The sequence below is a fragment of the Motilimonas cestriensis genome (genome assembly GCF_021295315.1).
Classification (GTDB): domain Bacteria; phylum Pseudomonadota; class Gammaproteobacteria; order Enterobacterales; family CBDFNC01; genus Motilimonas; species Motilimonas cestriensis.
Window position 1 is genome coordinate 18,997 of the sequence record NZ_JAIMJA010000033.1, and the last position, 19,067, is coordinate 38,063.

General features: G+C 38.1%; 26 protein-coding genes and 1 pseudogene. 25 read left to right on the plus strand and 2 right to left on the minus strand.

Translation table 11 applies throughout. The annotated features are described in order from the left end of the window. Positions 1-7: 7 nt before the first annotated feature. The 22 genes and pseudogenes from K6Y31_RS22210 to K6Y31_RS20380 form a co-directional block, all read left to right on the plus strand. A complete protein-coding gene (locus tag K6Y31_RS22210) occupies positions 8-667 on the plus strand; it encodes a flagella basal body P-ring formation protein FlgA (protein WP_233054853.1) in 660 nt (219 codons plus the stop codon). Next, on the plus strand, positions 664-1,233 hold the full coding sequence (locus K6Y31_RS20280; protein ID WP_233054854.1) for a flagellar basal body L-ring protein FlgH: 570 nt from the start codon (positions 664-666) through the stop codon (positions 1,231-1,233). The genes K6Y31_RS22210 and K6Y31_RS20280 overlap by 4 nt, the downstream gene beginning before the upstream one ends. A gap of 2 nt (positions 1,234-1,235) precedes the next feature. Next, positions 1,236-2,351, plus strand: a complete 1,116-nt coding sequence (locus K6Y31_RS20285; protein ID WP_233054855.1) for a flagellar basal body P-ring protein FlgI — start codon at positions 1,236-1,238, stop codon at positions 2,349-2,351. Between the two features lie 8 nt (positions 2,352-2,359). Then, entirely contained in the window at positions 2,360-2,686 is a 327-nt protein-coding gene (locus tag K6Y31_RS20290; RefSeq protein WP_233054856.1) for a hypothetical protein, read from the plus strand. A 1-nt stretch (position 2,687) separates the two neighbouring features. Further along, positions 2,688-3,095: a hypothetical protein gene (locus K6Y31_RS20295; protein WP_233054857.1), complete on the plus strand. Its 408-nt coding sequence runs from the start codon at positions 2,688-2,690 to the stop codon at positions 3,093-3,095. Then, positions 3,095-3,367 (plus strand): flagellar hook-basal body complex protein FliE, encoded by a 273-nt coding sequence (gene fliE, locus K6Y31_RS20300; protein WP_233054858.1) that lies wholly within the window; start codon positions 3,095-3,097, stop codon positions 3,365-3,367. Before K6Y31_RS20295 ends, fliE begins: the two co-directional genes overlap by 1 nt. Before the next feature lies 1 nt (position 3,368). Next, positions 3,369-4,793, plus strand: coding sequence for a flagellar basal-body MS-ring/collar protein FliF (fliF, locus tag K6Y31_RS20305; RefSeq protein ID WP_233054859.1), 1,425 nt, complete (start codon positions 3,369-3,371; stop codon positions 4,791-4,793). Then, positions 4,780-5,166 (plus strand): hypothetical protein, encoded by a 387-nt coding sequence (locus K6Y31_RS20310; protein WP_233054860.1) that lies wholly within the window; start codon positions 4,780-4,782, stop codon positions 5,164-5,166. Before fliF ends, K6Y31_RS20310 begins: the two co-directional genes overlap by 14 nt. Position 5,167: 1 nt before the next feature. Beyond that, positions 5,168-5,791 carry a hypothetical protein gene (locus tag K6Y31_RS20315; RefSeq protein WP_233054861.1) on the plus strand — a complete coding sequence of 208 codons (624 nt, stop codon included), beginning with the start codon at positions 5,168-5,170 and terminating at the stop codon, positions 5,789-5,791. Further along, a complete protein-coding gene (locus K6Y31_RS20320; protein ID WP_233054862.1) occupies positions 5,781-7,088 on the plus strand; it encodes a hypothetical protein in 1,308 nt (435 codons plus the stop codon). Before K6Y31_RS20315 ends, K6Y31_RS20320 begins: the two co-directional genes overlap by 11 nt. Next, entirely contained in the window at positions 7,072-7,479 is a 408-nt protein-coding gene (locus K6Y31_RS20325) for a hypothetical protein (protein WP_233054863.1), read from the plus strand. Before K6Y31_RS20320 ends, K6Y31_RS20325 begins: the two co-directional genes overlap by 17 nt. After that, positions 7,476-8,525, plus strand: a complete 1,050-nt coding sequence (locus K6Y31_RS20330; protein WP_233054864.1) for a hypothetical protein — start codon at positions 7,476-7,478, stop codon at positions 8,523-8,525. The genes K6Y31_RS20325 and K6Y31_RS20330 overlap by 4 nt, the downstream gene beginning before the upstream one ends. After that, positions 8,525-8,980 carry a flagellar hook assembly protein FlgD gene (locus K6Y31_RS20335; RefSeq protein WP_233054865.1) on the plus strand — a complete coding sequence of 152 codons (456 nt, stop codon included), beginning with the start codon at positions 8,525-8,527 and terminating at the stop codon, positions 8,978-8,980. The genes K6Y31_RS20330 and K6Y31_RS20335 overlap by 1 nt, the downstream gene beginning before the upstream one ends. Positions 8,981-8,988: 8 nt before the next feature. Continuing rightward, positions 8,989-10,137 carry a flagellar hook-basal body complex protein gene (locus tag K6Y31_RS20340; RefSeq protein ID WP_233054866.1) on the plus strand — a complete coding sequence of 383 codons (1,149 nt, stop codon included), beginning with the start codon at positions 8,989-8,991 and terminating at the stop codon, positions 10,135-10,137. After that, entirely contained in the window at positions 10,130-10,846 is a 717-nt protein-coding gene (locus K6Y31_RS20345) for a hypothetical protein (RefSeq protein ID WP_233054867.1), read from the plus strand. The genes K6Y31_RS20340 and K6Y31_RS20345 overlap by 8 nt, the downstream gene beginning before the upstream one ends. Further along, positions 10,836-11,111 (plus strand): FliM/FliN family flagellar motor switch protein, encoded by a 276-nt coding sequence (locus K6Y31_RS20350; protein WP_233054868.1) that lies wholly within the window; start codon positions 10,836-10,838, stop codon positions 11,109-11,111. The genes K6Y31_RS20345 and K6Y31_RS20350 overlap by 11 nt, the downstream gene beginning before the upstream one ends. Further along, positions 11,104-11,403, plus strand: coding sequence for a hypothetical protein (locus tag K6Y31_RS20355; RefSeq protein WP_233054869.1), 300 nt, complete (start codon positions 11,104-11,106; stop codon positions 11,401-11,403). Before K6Y31_RS20350 ends, K6Y31_RS20355 begins: the two co-directional genes overlap by 8 nt. A gap of 1 nt (position 11,404) precedes the next feature. Continuing rightward, positions 11,405-12,052, plus strand: a complete 648-nt coding sequence (locus K6Y31_RS20360; RefSeq protein ID WP_233054870.1) for a flagellar type III secretion system pore protein FliP — start codon at positions 11,405-11,407, stop codon at positions 12,050-12,052. An 11-nt stretch (positions 12,053-12,063) separates the two neighbouring features. Continuing rightward, positions 12,064-12,711 carry a sigma-70 family RNA polymerase sigma factor gene (locus tag K6Y31_RS20365; protein ID WP_233054871.1) on the plus strand — a complete coding sequence of 216 codons (648 nt, stop codon included), beginning with the start codon at positions 12,064-12,066 and terminating at the stop codon, positions 12,709-12,711. Then, positions 12,704-13,300, plus strand: a complete 597-nt coding sequence (locus K6Y31_RS20370; protein ID WP_233054872.1) for a tetratricopeptide repeat protein — start codon at positions 12,704-12,706, stop codon at positions 13,298-13,300. The genes K6Y31_RS20365 and K6Y31_RS20370 overlap by 8 nt, the downstream gene beginning before the upstream one ends. 55 nt (positions 13,301-13,355) lie before the next feature. Then, complete coding sequence (locus tag K6Y31_RS20375) at positions 13,356-13,589, plus strand: hypothetical protein (protein ID WP_233054873.1); 234 nt, start codon at positions 13,356-13,358, stop codon at positions 13,587-13,589. A gap of 153 nt (positions 13,590-13,742) precedes the next feature. After that, positions 13,743-14,004, plus strand: a pseudogene (locus K6Y31_RS20380) (IS66 family transposase); the annotation flags it as partial. 83 nt (positions 14,005-14,087) lie between these two features. Here the strand turns inward: K6Y31_RS20380 and K6Y31_RS20385 are convergent. Beyond that, complete coding sequence (locus tag K6Y31_RS20385) at positions 14,088-14,597, minus strand: hypothetical protein (protein ID WP_233054874.1); 510 nt, start codon at positions 14,595-14,597, stop codon at positions 14,088-14,090. Between the two features lie 12 nt (positions 14,598-14,609). Next, the gene (locus tag K6Y31_RS20390; protein WP_233054875.1) at positions 14,610-15,704 is read right to left on the minus strand and encodes a DNA-binding protein; all 1,095 of its coding nucleotides are present in this window, start codon (positions 15,702-15,704) and stop codon (positions 14,610-14,612) included. Positions 15,705-16,042: 338 nt separating this feature from the next. Between K6Y31_RS20390 and K6Y31_RS20395 the strand changes: the two genes are divergently transcribed. The 3 genes from K6Y31_RS20395 (at position 16,043) to K6Y31_RS20405 (ending at position 18,914) form a co-directional block, all read left to right on the plus strand. Next, complete coding sequence (locus K6Y31_RS20395) at positions 16,043-16,555, plus strand: hypothetical protein (RefSeq protein WP_233054876.1); 513 nt, start codon at positions 16,043-16,045, stop codon at positions 16,553-16,555. 400 nt (positions 16,556-16,955) lie between these two features. After that, complete coding sequence (locus tag K6Y31_RS20400) at positions 16,956-17,543, plus strand: DUF2913 family protein (RefSeq protein ID WP_233054877.1); 588 nt, start codon at positions 16,956-16,958, stop codon at positions 17,541-17,543. Positions 17,544-17,612: 69 nt separating this feature from the next. Continuing rightward, positions 17,613-18,914: a tyrosine-type recombinase/integrase gene (locus tag K6Y31_RS20405; protein WP_233054878.1), complete on the plus strand. Its 1,302-nt coding sequence runs from the start codon at positions 17,613-17,615 to the stop codon at positions 18,912-18,914. The last annotated feature ends 153 nt before the right edge of the window (positions 18,915-19,067 follow it).

Below are 19,067 nucleotides of genomic sequence, written 5' to 3' on the forward strand. Positions count from 1 at the left end.
ATTAGTTGTGGCAAAAATTATATTAATTTTTATCATTTTTTTTCTTTTCCCAAGAACTCAACTAGCCTGGGCTGAAGGTGATAATATTGTTGAACTATTTTTACTTGGTGAATTAAAAGATCAAGGTTTCTCATCTGTTGTACTTTCAGCAATTTCAAAACCTAAATTACAGCATTCTCCGAAAGGGCGCATGAGATCTAACTGTCACCGAACAATAAGTCGGTGTCTGGTTGAAGTTATTCAAGAGGAAAGTATTATTTACTATTGGTTTTCGGTGAGCGCGAAAGCCCGAGCATTCGTCCCTAAATACACTTTAAATGGGGGAGCTAGAGTTGAGCCAAAAATGTTTGAGTCAAAACTTGTTAATATATTTGTGTGTGATTCAGTGGCATCTTTAGAACAAATCGCAAATCAGAGACTAGTTCGAAAAGTTTCTAAGAATAAGGCATTATGCCTTGAAGATTTAGAGCCAGCACCAGTATTTGTGAAAGGCGAAGAAGCCGTACTTATATACAACAACGGTGGTTTTGATATTTTTGTTAGTGTTATTGTGATGGACGATGTTTTTATAGGAAATTATGCTCATGTAAGGATTCCTGGAAGTGGAAAAAGTTTACGAGCACGACTGGAAAAGGACAAGCAGTTCTATATGGGAAATTATAAATGAAAACTGATTGGATATTAGCCATTTTTTTATGGTGTTTAAGCCTACCTATATATGCTGAAATTAACTTTGATATTGACAATTATCAAGCTCAATGGGCAGACCAAAGAGGTGTTGAAATAGGCGATATTGTGACAATTCTGATTAAAGAAAAAGCCCGAGCCTCATCTTCTGCAGGTTTAGACGCAGATAATAGCAGTAGCGTTGGTATTTCTGGCCAATGGCAGAAAAATGAATATGGTGGAAAAGGTAAGATTAGTAGTGAACTTAATGGTGATGCGAGTACGGTTCGAGATGGTAGCATTAGTGCTACTATTACTGCTCGAATTACGGAAATGGATAGTTTTGGACTACTAAAGATTGAAGGATCTCAGTTCGTAGTCGTAAATGGAGAAGAACAAAAAATATTGATTACTGGGTTCATTAGAGAGGAGGATTTAACTTCCGAAAATGCTATTTTATCCTCCCGAATAGATAGCGCCCGGATTGAAATGAGTGGTGTAGGTGAAGTCGATGCTAATAGGAATCCAAATATCTTCCAATCAATGTTTAGGTGGCTCGGATTTTAACTATGAAGTATTTTTTTGTTTTATTTATTTTATTATTTTCATTGCCATCGATTGCAGGAACTACATCTGCTCGCCTCAAAGATATAGCTAGGGTTGATGGAGTTCGCGAAAACTCCATGATGGGCTATGGGCTAGTTGTTGGCTTGGCTGGTAGTGGTGACTCGCGAAGAAGTAAATCGACTATCAAGTCGATTGCAAATACACTAAGCCGGTTTGGCCTTATTGTTGACAATGATGAAATTAGTAGCCGAAACGTAGCTGCTGTAATGGTTACAGGAACTTTACATTCTTTCGCAGAAAAAGGAGATCGTATTGATATTACTGTATCGGCAATGGGGGACGCACGAAGTCTTGTTGGTGGTACATTAGTCATGACTCCGTTACAAGGATTAGATGGAAAAATGTATGCCATTGCGCAAGGACAAATATCGGTCGGAGGTTATAAATTTGAACTCTTTGGCAATACTGAGCAAAAAAACCACCCCACTGTGGGGGTTGTTCCAAAAGGCGGGCTCGTAGAGAGAGGACTAACTGGTTCATTAACTGACAATGAGGGTAAGCTAAATATAGTGCTGGAAACTCCTGATTTCAGTACTGCAGTTAAAGTAGCTGATGTTATCTCAGCTTCGGGTTACAAAGCGGAAGCTGTTCATTCGAGCAAGGTCCAAGTAAATGTCCCACACAGCAGAGCTAGCTTGGTTAGGGCCATCGCAAAAATCGAATCTCTGAGTGTCGTGACCGATAGTAAGTCTCTTATTGTTGTCAATGAGCGTACAGGAACCATCGTTGCTGGCGGGAATGTTCGAGTTAAGTCTATTTCGGTTGCGCACGGAAATTTACAGCTTAGTATGAAAACCAAGTATGAAGTAAGTCAGCCAGACCAAGTTAACATTGGGTTTGGAGACCAAAATAGTCGTGGTCGTACCGCTATTGTACCTAATACAGATATAAAAGCTTCAGAGTCAAGAAACTCGGTATCTGAGTTTGAAGATGGGACAACTATCTTTGAATTAGTTAGTGCGCTCAGAGATCTTGGGCTTACGACAAGGGATGTAATTATTGTACTTCAAGCGGCAGAAAAAGCTGGCGCAATAAATGGTGAATTAATATTGCAGTAGGGGAAATCATGCAAGTTGATAATGTTATGGACCTAGTGTCCAACTCATTGAGTAGATTAAGTGTAGAGGCTAAAGTGAATGCCTATAATTTACTTGCAATTCAAAATAATAAATCTACGTATTCGGTTAGCTTCAATGAAACATTGCAATCTGCGAGTGATACTGGTTTTCGTAACATCTTAAAGAGTGGCGATGCGGTTTCACTTGTAAAAGAAAAGAAAGAAATAGACGAAATAATTTTGAATGCTTTAGAAATCTCAAGCGAGCATGGACGACTGATTTCGGTGCTTAATTCTAGAATTGCGCTAGAAAAAATGTCTATTAAAGGAAGATAATGTGGAAGGTATAAAGTCTGTTGATTTAATGGTCATGGTACTATCTACAGAGAAAAATAAATTAAACTCTGCGATTGATAACTTATCTCGTGTCAATGAAAGTTTTACTTCAAAGCTTGACGCTAAAGGTAAGGCCGTTGTTGTTAACCAAAACTTTCCAACAATAAATGAAGTTTTATTTGGCGCTCCAGGTGAAATTAATTCTTCAGTTCTCTATAATAAAGCAGCGGTGAAAGAAAGTATTGATATTGTAAATGGTAGCTTGGTTTCTCGGTATCAACCAGATATTGTTATGCATGAAGAAATGTTAGCTCTTAATGATGCTACTCGTGGATATGAAGCTGCGATAAAAATGTTTAACCTTTATAAAGAAATGTCAGGTAAATCTTTGACTATAGGGAAATCATAATGAGTGTAGAATCAATTTTGGCAGTTAATAACCTGAATCTTCTAGATACAGAGGCATCTAGCGGTTCCAAAATATGGGTCGAGAATAATAGTTTTAGTCAAAAGTTGAGTAGTATCGATAGTGATATTTCGGCAATGGCTAGAGGTGATAAAATTGAAGTACACGAATTGATGCTTGATATTGAATCCGCAAAAATGACATTAGAAATGTCAGTAGCAGTTAGAGATAAGCTTATCGAAGCTTACAAAGAAATTAGTAGAATGCAAGTTTAATATGAATATAAATAATAGAAATAAGATTATCTTTGCTGTTGGTTTTTTAATTATTATTACAAGCTCAGTGTTTGTTTATTTTTCCATTGTTAATGTTAAATATATTAAAATCCTTGAAGGGGCTGATAACCAAGTGCTATCAGATGCTGTTCAAGTATTTGAAAATGAATCACTGAAATTTAAGTACCCTGAATTTGGTGGGGGTTTGTTAGTTCGCGATACTCAGAAAACACAAGCTCAGCTACTATTACAACATCAAGGTGTTTTTAATGATGGTACTGTCGGTTTTGAACTGTTTGATGAATCACAACATTCTATGTCTGATTTTTACCAGCAAATTAATTATCAGCGTGCCCTTCAAGGGGAGTTAGAACAAACAATATTAGGGATGGAAAATGTCGAGGGTGTTAGGGTCCATATCGCATTACCTGAAAATAAAGCTTTTTCTCGTCAAGAACAAAAAGCGAAAGCGGTGGTGAATATATCGTATCTTACTGGTAGTAACGTTCCAATTGAACTAATTGTCGCCATTAAGAAGTTGGTTGCTAACTCAGTTAACCAATTAGACGAAGAAAGCGTATCTGTTCTTGATAACAGCGGGAAAGCTTTAGCATCTGGTGGAAATAGCATTAGTGCGAGCGACCTAGTCTCTACTAAAAAACAGCTAGAGACTGAAGTAGAGGAAAAGCTGAAAAAAGTCTTAACTTTCTATTTTGGAAGTGATGAGGTGACAGTATCCGCTTGGGTAGACGTTAACATGGATGATGTTACTGAAACTAAGCAGGGAACTGATGGCACAGAGGACCCGATTGTAACGTCGAAGACTACAGAATTTTCCAAACGGAATAAAAAATCATTAGAAAAAGTAACTAATGAAGACTTTTCATACCCAACTTATCAACGTCAAACTAAATACCAACGAGGTAGGATTGAAAAAATTGCTGTTGCAGTGGTGGTGCCATATGGTTACTCAGAAGTAGAAGATTTCAAGAGAATGTTAAGTGCCGCTGTAGGATTAAATTTTGACAGGGGGGATCAGCTTTCTGTGGTTCAAGCTACAAAAAACGAAGGTGTAAACTTACTACCACCGCAACAGAGCCTAGGTAATAGGGCTGAAATTAGCAATGGAAGTTTAACTTATACTGATAGAGTTGATGTGAGTAAACCTGTTATCGATGATTTGGTGAAAAATGAGGATGTTATAGATGAGACATCTAAGCAGGGAGATGGAGCTATAAACCCGATTTATAGCATCGTTGTTAATAATATTAATGTTATTTCTGTAGCGCTAATCTTTGCCCTTTGCCTTCTTTTTCTTTTGGTTCTTAAAAACAGGAGCAGTCGAACTCATTTACTGAGTAAAAAAGAAGAAGAAATGATTTTATTAGAATTGAAGCAGTGGGCCGTGACTAGTGACAAGTGTTAAAGAAAAAAAATTATTAGCTTTACTCTATCTTAAATCTACTTCATCTAAGCAGAGGGAGAAAATTTTATCAAGCTTAAATGAAAGCGATAGAAAGAATCTTACATCTGAACTTCAAAGCGTCCCTATCATTCCGATAGACATCATCAGGGGGAAAGGAGCTGAATTATTTAAACAATTGAATATATGTGATGTAGCAGAAGATGTAACTTTGGAAGCAGCTAACAATAGACCAAGTTTACTCGAGAAATTTATTTTAGACACAACTCTCTTTTCTATAAAAAATGAATCATCTGCCTCAGTATTTCTAGAGCAGTTAACCCCAACGGCTGTCGCTGTTTTAGAGAGAATGTCAGCAAACGAGGTAGTTGAATAAGGTGAATAGTTTTTTTGAGAAGGGAGCAGCAGCAAAATCATTTATTGAAGAAAACTTTTCTGATGAGCTAAAAAAAGTTTTTGATGAAGTTAGGCATCACGCGTTTGTTGAAGGTATAGCGAAAGCACAAGCTGAGATTGAAGAAGAAAGAATCAAGTCAAAAGAAATCCTTTTAGAAGCAGAGCAACTGAAAATTAGTACCGAAAAAGAGAGTAAAAAAATTAGGGAGCTCTATAAAGAAACCGTTGATCTTGTAAAGCGATTAAAGATTGAAGTTGAAGAAGAGATTTTTTTAGTTGAAACCGAATCTCTGGGCTTTTTCTGCCGCTTGTTTAATGACTTGCTACGGGATGAGTCTTTCATGGTAAATCTCTTACAAGAAATGATTGATAAACAGAAAAAAAAATATGGTAATGCATTTGTAAAACTAGAATTACCTTCTGTATTGAGGAGTTTTTTTTCCTGTGATGACGACGATAGTACGCCTCTTGATATTGTATTTCTTGATTCTATAGATGATTTCACAGCCCGGTTAGTCGGAAATGATTTTTTTATCGAGATATCCCCAGACCGAATGATTAGGGATATCAATACACAATTAAAGAGCTTAGTTAATGAAGTTTGATAGCGTCTTAAAAAGGCTACAACTTCCTATATCTTATAATAGTTCAATTAGGATTGTTGGGTGTGTTACTTCTGTTGCGGGATGCTTTGTTACAGCCTCTGGATGCCAGGCTCGCGTGGGTGATGTAGCTAGGATAATAAGTAATGGTGAAGTCCTAGAGTGTGAAGTTATTGGTGGTGGGAAAGAGTTTATTTTGTTGCCATGTAATGGAATTCTAGGGATAGCTGTTGGCGATGAAGTTGAGTTTATGGGCCATGAGCCTATGTTGAATATTTATGTCGATCCCTATTCAAAAACTTTAGATGGCTTTGGTTTGATTGATAATTTAAGGCCTAGCTCTATCGTAACGGCTACTCATCTTTATCCAAGAAAGGTTCCTGTAAAAGAAAGGGATATAGTATCCGTTAAGTATGAAACCGGATGCCCTATTTTGGATTCTGTTCTACCTATAGGCTCAGGCCAGAAAGTAGGTGTTTTTGCTGGCTCTGGCATAGGTAAAAGTACATTAATCAACATGCTTTATAAAAATATTCGAGTCGATATTAAGATCGTTGTTCTTGTCGGGGAACGGTCTCGAGAGGTGGTTGAATTTGAAAAGAAACATTTGAATAATAATCAATTTGGTGAAACTATTATAATTGCTTCTACATCTGAAGATTCCCCATTTCTGAAAAGACGCAGTGTTTATATCGGTCTCGCTTACGCTAAATATTTTTCCGAAAAGGGAAAAGAGGTTTTACTAGTAATCGATTCTTTAACAAGACTTGCTCATTCTATGAGGGAAATAGGTATTAGTAGGGGAGAAGCTCCTGTAGCTCGTGGGTATCCACCTTCTGTCTTTAGTGAACTATCATTGATTGTTGAACAATGTGGAGCTTTTAACTCCTATGGTAATATAACAGCTGTTATGTCCATACTCGTTGATGGAGATGATAGTAACGAGCCTGTAAGTGATTATTTAAGGGGGATATTGGATGCACACCTTATTCTAGATAGAAATATAGCGAATAGTGGACTATACCCTCCAATCAATATACTAGCAAGCCGTTCAAGGGTCGTTGATTATACCCTGAATGAAAATGAGAGAAGGATAGAAAAGAATATCCGGAAAGTATATTCTGATTATAATAAAGTGCGAGATGTTATTGATTCAGGACTTTACCAAAAAGGAACCAGCGAAAAAATTGATGCTCTAATTAGCATCAAAAAAATTACTGAAGACTCTCTTCATTGTTGGGGAGAGCAGTTTGATGATAATGTACGGGAAGAGATCGACAGGTATGTTGAAAACTTTTAATCTGCTCAGTATTGGTAATATGCTCGATAAAGCTAAGTGTAATAATGAGATAAAAAAACGTAATGAGCATAAGAAAAAATTGTCAGAAAATAAATGTCAGCTTAATGACGACTTAATGTCAATGGATGGAATGGTTGATGAGTACTTTGTAAACTCGGATTTTTTAGTCAACCATGCAGCTTTTTTAAATAATAAAAAAAATGAAATAAACGAATTGTTAGATGATATCGAGAGTGAACTCTACATATTGGAAAAAAAATCACAGCTATATCTATGCCGTGAAAAAGCGATTAAAGTTAAAATAGAAATGCTGACAGACGAAAGTTTGAAAGATAAACACAATCGGGATCTTGCCTTGCAACTTGAAGAATGTTGGACCACTGTGCTATGAGTATGAGTGTTGGAACTGAAGATTATATTAAGGGTAATGATTCAAACCAGTTGCGGAGTAACTTAGAATCAAATCCATTTTCATCTGATTTTAAATCGCTGTTAGACGATGAAATGCCTGCTCCTGGCGGATTAAGTAGCGAACAGTTTTTGACTGATGAACTGATGCTCAGTGACGATTTAAGCGGCAACCCAGTCTCTATCAGTTCCTCAGTCTTAGAGCCTTCCTTGTCAGTTTTAACCGATAGAGCGATAATAGAAGGGATTGAGTCATTCAGTGACGTAAGTAAGATAAATCCTATTTGGGTAGAACCAAAGACTGAGTTGGAAGATGTGGGGCTAATTATTAATAGCAATATGACAGATTCTATTTCAAAAGGCGGAAAATTTGAAAAAGAAGATATTAGTCCACTTTCATTCTTTATAAATAAAAGCTTAACCGAAATTCATAGCTCAGCGAAAGTAGATTCTATTGGCTACACCTTCCCGATTAAAGATTCAAAATTGATACTAACAATTAGTTCAAATTCTGGTGAATATCAATTACTACCAGGTGGTGAGTTTGCTAGTCCTGAACTAAATGTTTTGAAGGGGCTGTCTACAGGTGTGTTTGACTCTTTGACTTACAGGATTTCCAGTGGTGGATATCAACAGATTATCCCAGTTGAACTTGGTGTTGTTAAACACGGGAATAAAACAACCTTCACTAGTGTAGATAGTTTTATTTCCACAGGGAAAAATAACAGTTGTAATCCCTTATTATTGATGTCCTATGAAGCCAGTAGCACAAAAAACAAAATTACGTCAGTTAAACATTACAATATAGATGTCGCTAACACTAATATGGGCTACCAATATCATTCTGATTTGTATAAGAAGTTTTTCTTGAAAATTAATTTTAATTCAGACGGTGTTTCAGTGTATTTACGAGGAGATAGAACCTCGATAGAGAATGTTGAATCATTATTAAAATCAGAAGGACGCTACTTGATTGATAATGTTGGTGTAATAACAACAGTTTATATAAATGGAAAAAGGTTTAAATAATGGCTGTATCCCCAATTAGTTCAAGTGAGCTCCTTGCAAGTCAAAATAATGTAAGCACAAACATTCGTCAAGAGGATTTCATTAAGTTATTTATGTCTCAGCTAAAGGCCCAAGATCCACTTGAACCTGTAAACAACCAAGATTTCCTTGTTCAGATGGCCCAGTTCTCTTTGCTTGAGTCGAATAGACAGACAAATCAATCTTTAGAAGATATTCGACAGTTAGTTATTTCATCGCAAACTGTTGGAATGATTGGTAAATATGCAGAAGTATATAATAATCAGGAGCCGTCAGCTAGAGGCGCTTTGGGGACAATTATCGCAGTTAATTTCGAGCCCTCTGGAGCTAGTGTTACTATTAAAACAAAAGATATCAATGGAGAGTGGTCATATTTAAACAATGTACCATTAGGTCAAATTAAATCGATTTATGATAGCGAAAGCGATATCAAGTAGAGGTTAACATGTTTCAAGCTTTTTATAATGGCTTATCTGGTATGTTCACAAGTTCAAAGGCTTTAAACCTAGTGAGTAATAACGTATCAAATATGCAAACTCCTGGATACAAAGCACAGGATGCTTTTCTCACAAGCCTGAGCACGAGAGATGGAAACGGTTTGGGTGCAAAAGTTGCAGATGTAGACTACCGTTTTTCTCCCGGGGAGGTTACACAAACTGGTAATAGTACAGATTTGTTTCTGGATGGAAATGCACTTTTTATTTTGAAAGACGGAGCTGATTACTATTATACCCGAGCAGGCCTGTTTTCATTTGACAGTGAAGATAATTTAGTTGACAAACTCAGTGGAATGAAAGTTGTTGGTTTTGATAAACAAGGAAATCTCGCTCCAATAAACATTTCACCACATAAATCATTACCATTTGAAATGACTGATTTAGTAAATATTACAGGTCAGTTGACAAATAAAACCCCCAATTATAGTTTTGGGGATTTATCTATTATTAATGCCAAAGGAGAGTCGCAAGACCTAAGTTTAGATTTTTCTTATTCAGAAGATAATATGAACTGGGTGGTAACAGTAAAAGATTCATTAGGTTCACAAGTTGGGTCTGGTTTAGTTGAGTTTGAAGCTGATGGAACATTAAAAGTTGGGAAAAATGAACTGCAAATTATGCTACCCGAGGGACAATCTGTAACAGTTTCATTTGGTGAGCCTGGCAGTTTAGCTGGTCTTACATCTCTTAACGAAAGCCCAGAAAGCAATATTTCTATTAGTGACATAAATGGTGAAGTTGAATCACCATATCGTCAGGTAGAAGTGAAAACAAATGGTGAAATCGTACTGAAATACGTAAATGGAAAGCAAGTGGACGTGGGTCGATTAGCCTTGGCTAAAGTTGACGATTTTGCTGCCTTTTCTGTAAAGGAAGGCCACATTCTTAGTTCTAATGGTGATAGGCCGGAGCATTTAAAGGCTGGAGAAGGCTTAGATGTAAATGTTATTAGTGGGGCTTTGGAGCTCTCTAATGTGGACTTAGCTCAAGAGTTTGGTGATATGATTGTTATTCAGCGTTCTTATCAAGCTAGCTCTAGAGTACTGAGCGTTTCCAATCAAATGCTAGAGCAACTTTATAATAGTACAAATGGATAATTCAATTATTTTAGCTAAAGATTTATATTCTGAGAGAATAGAAAGCATCATAGATGATGCTTTATCTTCATTTTTTAAAGCAGATTCTTTTACTGTCAATGTTACACGAGATAAATTGTTCTCGATTGAAAAATGTGCAGGTGAGTATTTTGATGGAAAGGTTTTTTTTAGTCATAATAGTTTGTTTGAATCAAAGTTGATTAAAGAACTATTCGGTGAAGTAGTTCAGTCTTCAAACGAATATCAAAGCCTGGTCTTCCACTCTGTTAATGTTTTTTTTTCTGATATCTTTCTTAATATATTTAGTAATGTAACGGTTAATGATAAGAGTTCTAATGATTTTCGATTTTATCATGTTAATATAATTTTCGATGATGGTTCAACTGTTGATGTAGAGCTTGAGCATTCTTTAGTTGAAAGTTATCTTTACCCGTTACTTTTTTCTGTTGATAAGTTAAGTTCTAACTCTTCCTATATTCATAGCTTGATTAATAATGAAGTTGTTGGCTTTTCAATTGGTATGTCGGGTGTGACAATCCCCCTGAAAAAATTGCTAGATTTATCAGTGGGGAGTGTAATTAAAACAGACCGATTACTGCAGCACGGAGTGAGTATTTTGTATAGTAATGAAACAATTATTTCTAAAGCTCTTTTATCTAAAAATGTTGACGGCTTTAAGGTCACGATAGGTAGTATAAATGGAAAATAATAAAGTGGAACCGAGTACTTCATTAACAAAGGTACAAGCTGAGGTGTTGAATGATATTCTCATTGATTTGACCGTGGAGATAGGAACTCTTTCAATGACAGCCTCTCAACTTACTAATATTAAGTTAGGTGATGTCCTTGCTACTGGTGTTAATATTAAAGATGAAGTTAGCCTGATCTATAAATCTAACCTTATTGCAACAGGTCGCCTAATTGATCAAGATGGCTTTTTTGCCATCCAAGTTATTAAGCTTGTAAATGAGTGAGTTTAAACAAGTTGAAGCATTGAGTGCTCTTCCAATAAGTTATTTTTTGATTATTGCCCTCTTGATTTTTTTATTTTTTATTTTTTATTTTAAAAATAAAAAATCTAAGAAAGGCGGGTGTATAGCAATATCTGAAGTATCTTATATAGATAGTAAAACCAAAGTAGCTTTAGTTGAGGTTAAAGGTATTGAATTTGTTGTTATAAAAACTGCCAACTCAATTTCAGTTAAAAATTTATACAAACCTCAACAGGCCAGTACTGAGTTAATTGAAGATAGAGTGAATAGTTAAAATGCAGTTTCCTGATATGAGCCACCCTGTTGTACAGAATTTTTCATATATTTTATTACTGTCTTTTATACCCATAATTCTAGTTTCATTAACATCCTTTACCCGATACGTTATCGTTCTTTCACTAATGAGAACTGCTCTGGGGTTGCAGCAAACCCCGCCAAATATTGTTATAATTGCTTTGGCTTTTTTTATGAGTTTGTTTTCAATGTCACCATTACTAGTAGAAATTCAAACCGGCCCCTATGAAAACTTTCAGACTGGAAAGTACGATTACAACACTTTTATTTCTGAGTCGTATGCCTCAGTTAAGTCTTTTATAGTTTCAAAAACGGATTATTCAGATTATGAATTTGTAGCATCTTTAGGTAGCAATCCTCTTTTTGCCAAGCAAAACTTAGATGATGATGTAGAGTTTATAGTACTAGCGCCAGCATTTATGCTTACTGAATTAAAGGCTGCGTTCCAGTTTGCTTTTGTTATATTCATCCCATTTGTACTAATTGATCTCGTAGTTGCTAGTATTTTAATGGCTCTTGGAATGATAATGTTACCACCCGTGTCTATATCATTACCTGTAAAGCTTTTAGTTTTTATATTGGTTGACGGCTGGACGCTACTCATTGGTGGCTTAGTAAGTAGCTTCTAGAAAGGTGTCATGTGCTTACATCTGAGCAATTAAAGTTATTAAATAGCCTTGATTGGAAATATTCTCGTGATAAAAAAAATATCCTTGTTGAAGCTTTATTACCTTGGGTAAATCGAGTGACAGTATCTCTGTTCAAAAAATATAATCTATCAAGTGAGTATGAGTTTGGAGATTTTATGCATACTTCATTAATTTCCATGTATCGGGCGCTGGATAATTATGATGTCGATAATGGTGACTTTTGTGCTTATGCATATAAATACATGAAAGGTGGTGTTATTTCATTTGCGACGCAGAAGCCAGTTAACAATTTCATCTATTCGGAACGTTTATTCGACATAGAAAGCTTGGCGAATGGTGATGAGTACCAAAAGTATCAATATACTGCTATTGGTGTTTTGTTAGAACACGAGATTTATTCTGAAATAGTAGCAGACGGAGGTGAATTGTCTGTTTTAAGAGATAATATAAAATCTCTAGTTACGTCATTAGAGTCAAATCAAAAGAAAATACTCGTTTATCATTATTATTATGCAGTTAAGCTAAAAGACATTGCCGATATATTACAAATTAGTACAGCGCGTGTGTCTCAATTGCATAAACAGGCTCTTATCAACCTTAGACAGCACTTTATTTTAGAGGACTCCAAGTATGGTTAATGCAGATATATCTTATTCAGAGCTCGTTCATATTGCCGCTTATAATTTAAAAAATGGTGATTTGTACCGAGCATTAGAAACCTGTAAAAAGGGGCGGAATATAGTCAAACCTGACCATAAGTTAAATCTAATGCATGCTTCAATCCTTGCTCAAGTTGGAATGTTTGAAGAAGCTATTGAAATGTATGGTGAAATTTTGTCCGCAGAAGCTGATAATCTGTTAGCAAAATTCCAGCTAGGGGTAATTCACTACGTCAGGTCGAGTTATGACATTGCAGCTTCAACATGGGTAAATATGAATATGCTGACACCGATTGTTGATGGCCTTAATTACCTGGCTAACGGAGAAACGGACAAAGCTGTAGAACTTTTAAAGCAAGGGATGTCATCTAACACCCTCTACCCAGATATTAATAGTGATGTTCAGCGTTTACTTCTTTCTATTCAAGGGAAAGACTTTACTGATAATTCAGAATTAGAGGTGGATTTTAGTGGAAACAATTTAAATGAAAATGAAAAACATGAACCATATTCAGACAACTCAACTATACTATCTATATATAGGTCAGATACTACCCCTTATAACTAGAAATTAGTATATACAGTTACTAGCCTAATAACTGCTTCCTTTTCCGTGGGGTGCAATGATGAAAAAAATTGAAAATTCGCGCGTATATGATTATCAGTACAAGAATACTGAACGCTTGCGGAATGGTACTAATATTAGGTCCGAATTACTCTCCAGTGACCAAGTAAAGGTTGGGAATAAACAAAAATTATTGCTATTACTAGGCGATGAGATTGCATTTGACTCTCAACTACCTAAGCTAATGAATAGGGTTGATGTTATTTTAGGCTTGAATAAGAAGAATAAATAGCTAAGTTCTTGCCGATTATGATTGAAATCTTGTTGATTTCCTCATTCCGATTGCGTCAATGAAGTTAATTTGACTGTGCTAATCTAGCCAGCATCTTAGCTCTGATTCATTTGGTGCTAAGCCACTGCCATTGTAATAGTACGGTCTAACTTTCATCAAGTCACTAATGTCGGCTGCTTGGCGCATGCACGGCGTAAGTTCATGGATGCGAAGAAGCTTCAAGGTAAAGCGGATAAAGCGATGGCCAAAATCCAGAAGCTTTATGGGATAGAATCCCGCTTAAAAGGTGCGTATGCGGAAAAAGAAAAGCAGAGCGTCAGCAGCATGCCAAGCCGATACTGGATGAGTTGTACGAATGGATGCTCAACAAGTGATGGAGTCTAGCCCGCTGGGTAAGGCGATAAAATACCCTCTTGCCTTGGAACTTCAAACATTAGCAACATCAGCCCGTGGGATCATGGGGCGTTTACACTGCAGCGACTTGACCAGTTGTATGAATCATTTTATCCTTGAGTTGAGAAGTTTTGCTATAAATTCATCAATACTGACTGGTTTTTCACGCCCTTCGTTGGTGGCTTTGAGTTGCTGGTTAAGCAAGCGGTATGTGTCTGCACTAATTTCAATTTTTTTCTTAGTTAGCGAGACTTTTTTACGTGCTATTTTCTTACGCACATCGCGCCAGCCATCAATCTCCATATATTTGTAAATCAACTCATTGAAAACGGCGAGTTGCGAGGAGACGGTATCTTGATCAGCGTTTTTCTTATAGTACAGTTGCAATAATTTGTCCCAAGCGTCAGTTAATTCTGTTTGAAACTCATACTGCAGGTACTCGCTAGAAGAGCGGAATTCTGGCTTGAAGTAATAGACTCGTACCTTTTGGCGGTCATCACTTACCTTGCGTCTTGGCCCAATGGAGTGCAGTACGCTAGGCATAATACTACTGGCGACATCAATTTCATCAATGTCGAGCATGGCTAATTTGCCGTTACCGTGCCAATAGTGCATGTTAAACCACCTTTATGATTGACGATTATTGTCTGATAATTTGTCTTTTTCCTGCTCTAACTGAGCAATCTTCTCTCTAGCGGCTGCGTTTGCAAGCTCTAGCTGCTCAATGAGCTTATGGTTGCCGGTGAGTGTGGATTCATAATTTGAAATGGTCTTATCGGTGGTGCGTACCTGTTCAGTAAGGGCCACTTTTAGTTCATTTACTTGCTTATTTTCGCTATTTAGCTGGGTTTTTAGTTCATCAACATGCGTTTTAGCGACATCGAGATCTTTTCTCATGGAAACCAGTTCATTATTCGTTTGTTGACGTGACTGCTCCGCTTGGGCTAATGAAGCGCGCAGGCTTTCTTGCTGTTCGGTAAGATTTCGGATCAGCTGGTGGTTACCTTTCAAGGTAGCTTCCTGGCTAGCTATTTCTTTATTCAACGTGGCGATGGTGGTACTTGCAGCTTTGTTTTCAGCGATCAACGCAAGCGATTGCTGTTTTACTTCGTTGACATACTTTTCGTTGCCTTCAAGACGCAATTCAGCCTTGGCCACTTCGGTGCGCAGAGATTCATTGGAATCAATTAATGCCTGGTTGCTAGCTTTGCTTTCGTTGAGCTGTTGGCGAAGCTCTTTGAGGACAGCTTGGGTCGATTCACGCTCTTTTTCTATATTTTGCTGTGACTTAGTAATAGTGATTTGTAGCTCTTTTTCTAGCTCCGCAATGACTTTCAATTTTTGCTCAAGTACCGCGGTTTGCTTGATGTATTTATCTTCAATTTTTTCCATCTCATCGAGCGCTTCATCGCGCTGCTCAATGGCACTGTCAGCTTTGTTTTTGTAGCGCTGCTCTGCTTCCACGCTAAAGCGTGAGATCTCTTCCATGAAGCTCTTGGTAAAGGTAGATGAAAAGCCTAGTTTGTCATAGAGCGACTTTTGCGATGCTTCTAACTCATCTTTCCATTTGGCGAAATACTTGTGAATGGTACTGGTGCTATTCACTTCCGGGATCATTGAAAGAACAAGGCGCACGCTCACCTTTGTGCCTTGCGAATAGAGCTCATTACAAATGGCGTTTACTCGTTCTTGTAGTGTGTCCGGGTTCAGTTTATCGCTCATCGCTGCCAAGCCTTAAAAAATAGAAAATCATGCTATGACGGTAAATATACCGCTAAATCGAACATAGAACAAGAACGAACATTGTTCGTTCGCTATAGAGGATGGATTTTTTTCACGCAATAATTGTCAAATTGTTGTTTTTAGCCTTTTACTGCTAAATTCTGAAAGGTGATTATATGAACGAGGGAAAAATGTAGGTGCGGCGCATATTAGGTAGAACAAGGCACTGATCTGAAGTAATCTCGTGGGGTAAAGATAACTCCCAGCCCATTGTTCTATGTTAATATCAATTATTTAAATAAATTATGCCAATGCGTACTTGGCTATAGGATTTAATAATGGATTGTCAGATTCGGTTGATTGCTTTTTTTTCTGTTTTTATGAGCGGCCTAGCGCTTGCAACTGACAAAACTGAAGCTCAATATGTTGAATTAAAAGAGGATATTAGAGAGCTTGTTTTTGAAACTGGAGCTTTCCTGGCAATGAATTATTTTTGTGAATCTTATAGGGAGCATACTCAAAGCTTAGACGTTGATCTAATCTATCCATACAAATCTAAGATAGATAGTATTTTTTTGAGTATGTTAGAACCGCCTTTTGTTGACACTAGAAAAAAAGGGAATGTTAAGTCGTTCTACCCCCTGTATGAAGAAGCATTCCTTAAGGAATTGGAGAAAGGTAATATTTCGAATAGTGCTGAGGATATTGCCGGTACAGTCAAACTTTACAAGGTTCAGCACCACCCCCCTAAAGACTGCATTATGGTACCCGCATACAATAAGTTGCTAACAATGAGAATTAATAAAATAAAAGATCGCTATATGGAGCTTAAAAAGAGCGACAACCGTTGAGGTGATTTATTTTACTTTTGATCGTCAAGCGCCGGTTTAAAATTTTTGGCTAACTCTTAGTTAGCGAATTGACATAACTATCCACAGTGTATAGCTGGTCCTTTCACCCCGTCAATACTGGTTGCCCGGTAACACACGCTAAGTATCCACGGTGTATAGTTTGTTGTGTAGGGCTATTCTAGAAACTTACCATGAGCGACTACCCTGTATTTTTATGTTTACTATTTACCACTGATAATCAACTTTATCAGGGGTAAAATTGTACTATCATTCAGTATCGGGTAAAATGGCTTGGCTATTTACAATAGTTTGCCCGTAGGCGCAAAAATGACACTAGCGTTTGCTCGCAAGAAATCACCGATATGATGACAACTTTTCCACCCGCACGTTTGAGGTCTTTGTGAACGATCACCAAATTGGATTGTTATCCCAACTTTCAACTCACTCGTTACTTCATTTATATTTTGAAGTGGCCACCAGCAGCGGATTTGTGCCGGTGGCAAAACGAAACGCTATCATCAATAAATACCTCAAAGGGCAATTGGCCCTGCCAGTGTATCGGCCAATCAAAAAAGACATCAAATCACTGATTGCTCATGGTCGGCGCCTTAACGGTGATGCAGAAGCTGAGTTGACCAAATTGCATAAAATCACCCGCCAGAGCACGCAAGAAAATGATGTTGATCACCTCTACTCATTGCTGGCCAAAGTCGAAGCCAACCATGGCATCAAATCCGATCTCGTCCATGACGATGAGCACCCAAAAATGGCCGATGTGTTGTACCTGTTACCTGAGCATATTGAGCACTGCTTTGATGAAGAAGGCAATCAGATCGCGCCTATTTCTGTGCTGCTAGAGTCACTTAAACACAATGAAATTATGGACTTAGTTGAGGGTTCTGGCTCGTTTAAGGTCGGATTGGTTGAGGTGAATGAGGCCAATCATCAAGCCCATTATCAACTGCATCCCGCTACTGTCACGTTATGACATTATCTGTAATGTGGAAGTATGACAGCAGCGATGGTTACGCACGTTTCAATGAATAAGGTCAGAATTATGACAAAATTGGTAGTGTCACAGCAGGACAATAGCGGTGTAATAGATCGCCAGTTAATGACCCGGTTGGCCGAGGAAGGTAATGTCGAACGGCTGCGGATCATGTCTGATGAGTTCATCAAACAAGGCGGCGATGTTGGCAGTATTCCTGAGCTTGTTGCATTATTCCAACGTAATTTTGATGCCTCGATCACCCAATCGGGCCTTGAAGCTAACTCGCTGCGGGCGTTTAAATCGGCATTGGCTTTGTTTCAAACTTACTGTGATGAAATGGATCTGCCATGGTTACCCGCAACGACGGGAACGGTGAAAAACTACTTGGCATATCGCGGCCAGCACGTCAAAAAGACAACCCTTGGCCGTGATCGTTGGATGATTTCATTGGCGCACCAATGGGCGGGCGCACCCGACCCCACCGCCAGTATAGAAATCCGTAAGTTATTAAAAAACATCGCAATTCAGCGCCGCACTGAAGAAAGTGTTGGTGCTGTCGGTGTGCGTAATAAGCAGGTGTTTGATGCCGACCAAGCCTCGCCTTTTCGTGAAATTTACCTCGATGCCTTGCATGATCTTTGGCACGAAAGCAGCCATATTTACACCTTGCGTAACCTGACATTATTGACAGTGGCCTATGAAACGCTGCTGCGAGAAAGTGAGTTAGTACGAATAAAAATACCCCATATCACCAGTGAAGTTGAACACAATGATGCCGGTGAATTAGTAGAGCATTGGAAGTTGGTGATCTACGAAACCAAGAAGAAAAAAGGGGAAATGGACTTCGCCCCATTATCGCCTCGTTGCGTCAATTTGATTGAAGCGTACCTGAGCTTGTCAGGCAGAAGCTTGGATGATCGCGGCTTTCTGTTTGTCCGTCACAAGCGCCCGACGTTAGAAACTCAGGCTAAATCTGTGGGTGTCGATGCCACTGGCGCCGAAGTGTTTGAACAATTGGCGCAGCGGCCTCATATTCATGCCGACTACGTGGATGAGATCTTTAAAAAGGGCTGGTTAGCGTTGTTCAATGACCCCAAAAAAGTCACTGATGAAAATGCAGATACCGTCATTCATCGACAAAATTTACCTGTAGGTGCATTGGCTGGCAAAATCAGACGGCCACCCGAGCCTTGGTCAGGACACAGCTCGCGTGTCGGGGCCTGCCAAGATCTGTTAGCGGCGGGAGAAACCGTAGCCGATGTGCAAATGGCGGGGCGTTGGGCCGATGCAGGCATGATCACTTACTATGGCCGCGGCATATTGCAGCAACATAATGCAATGGGTAGGCGCAGGGCGAATAAGGTTTAAACTCTTGTTTAATTATTGGTGAGGTTTGTAGTGGTCAACTAAAACTGGCCACCTCGTTATAAGTTTTGAAGTATTCTGCTTCAGCCTTTTGTGGCGATAACCCCTTGTTAAACTGGTGAGGCCTGTACCGATTGAAATAACCGGTAATGTAAC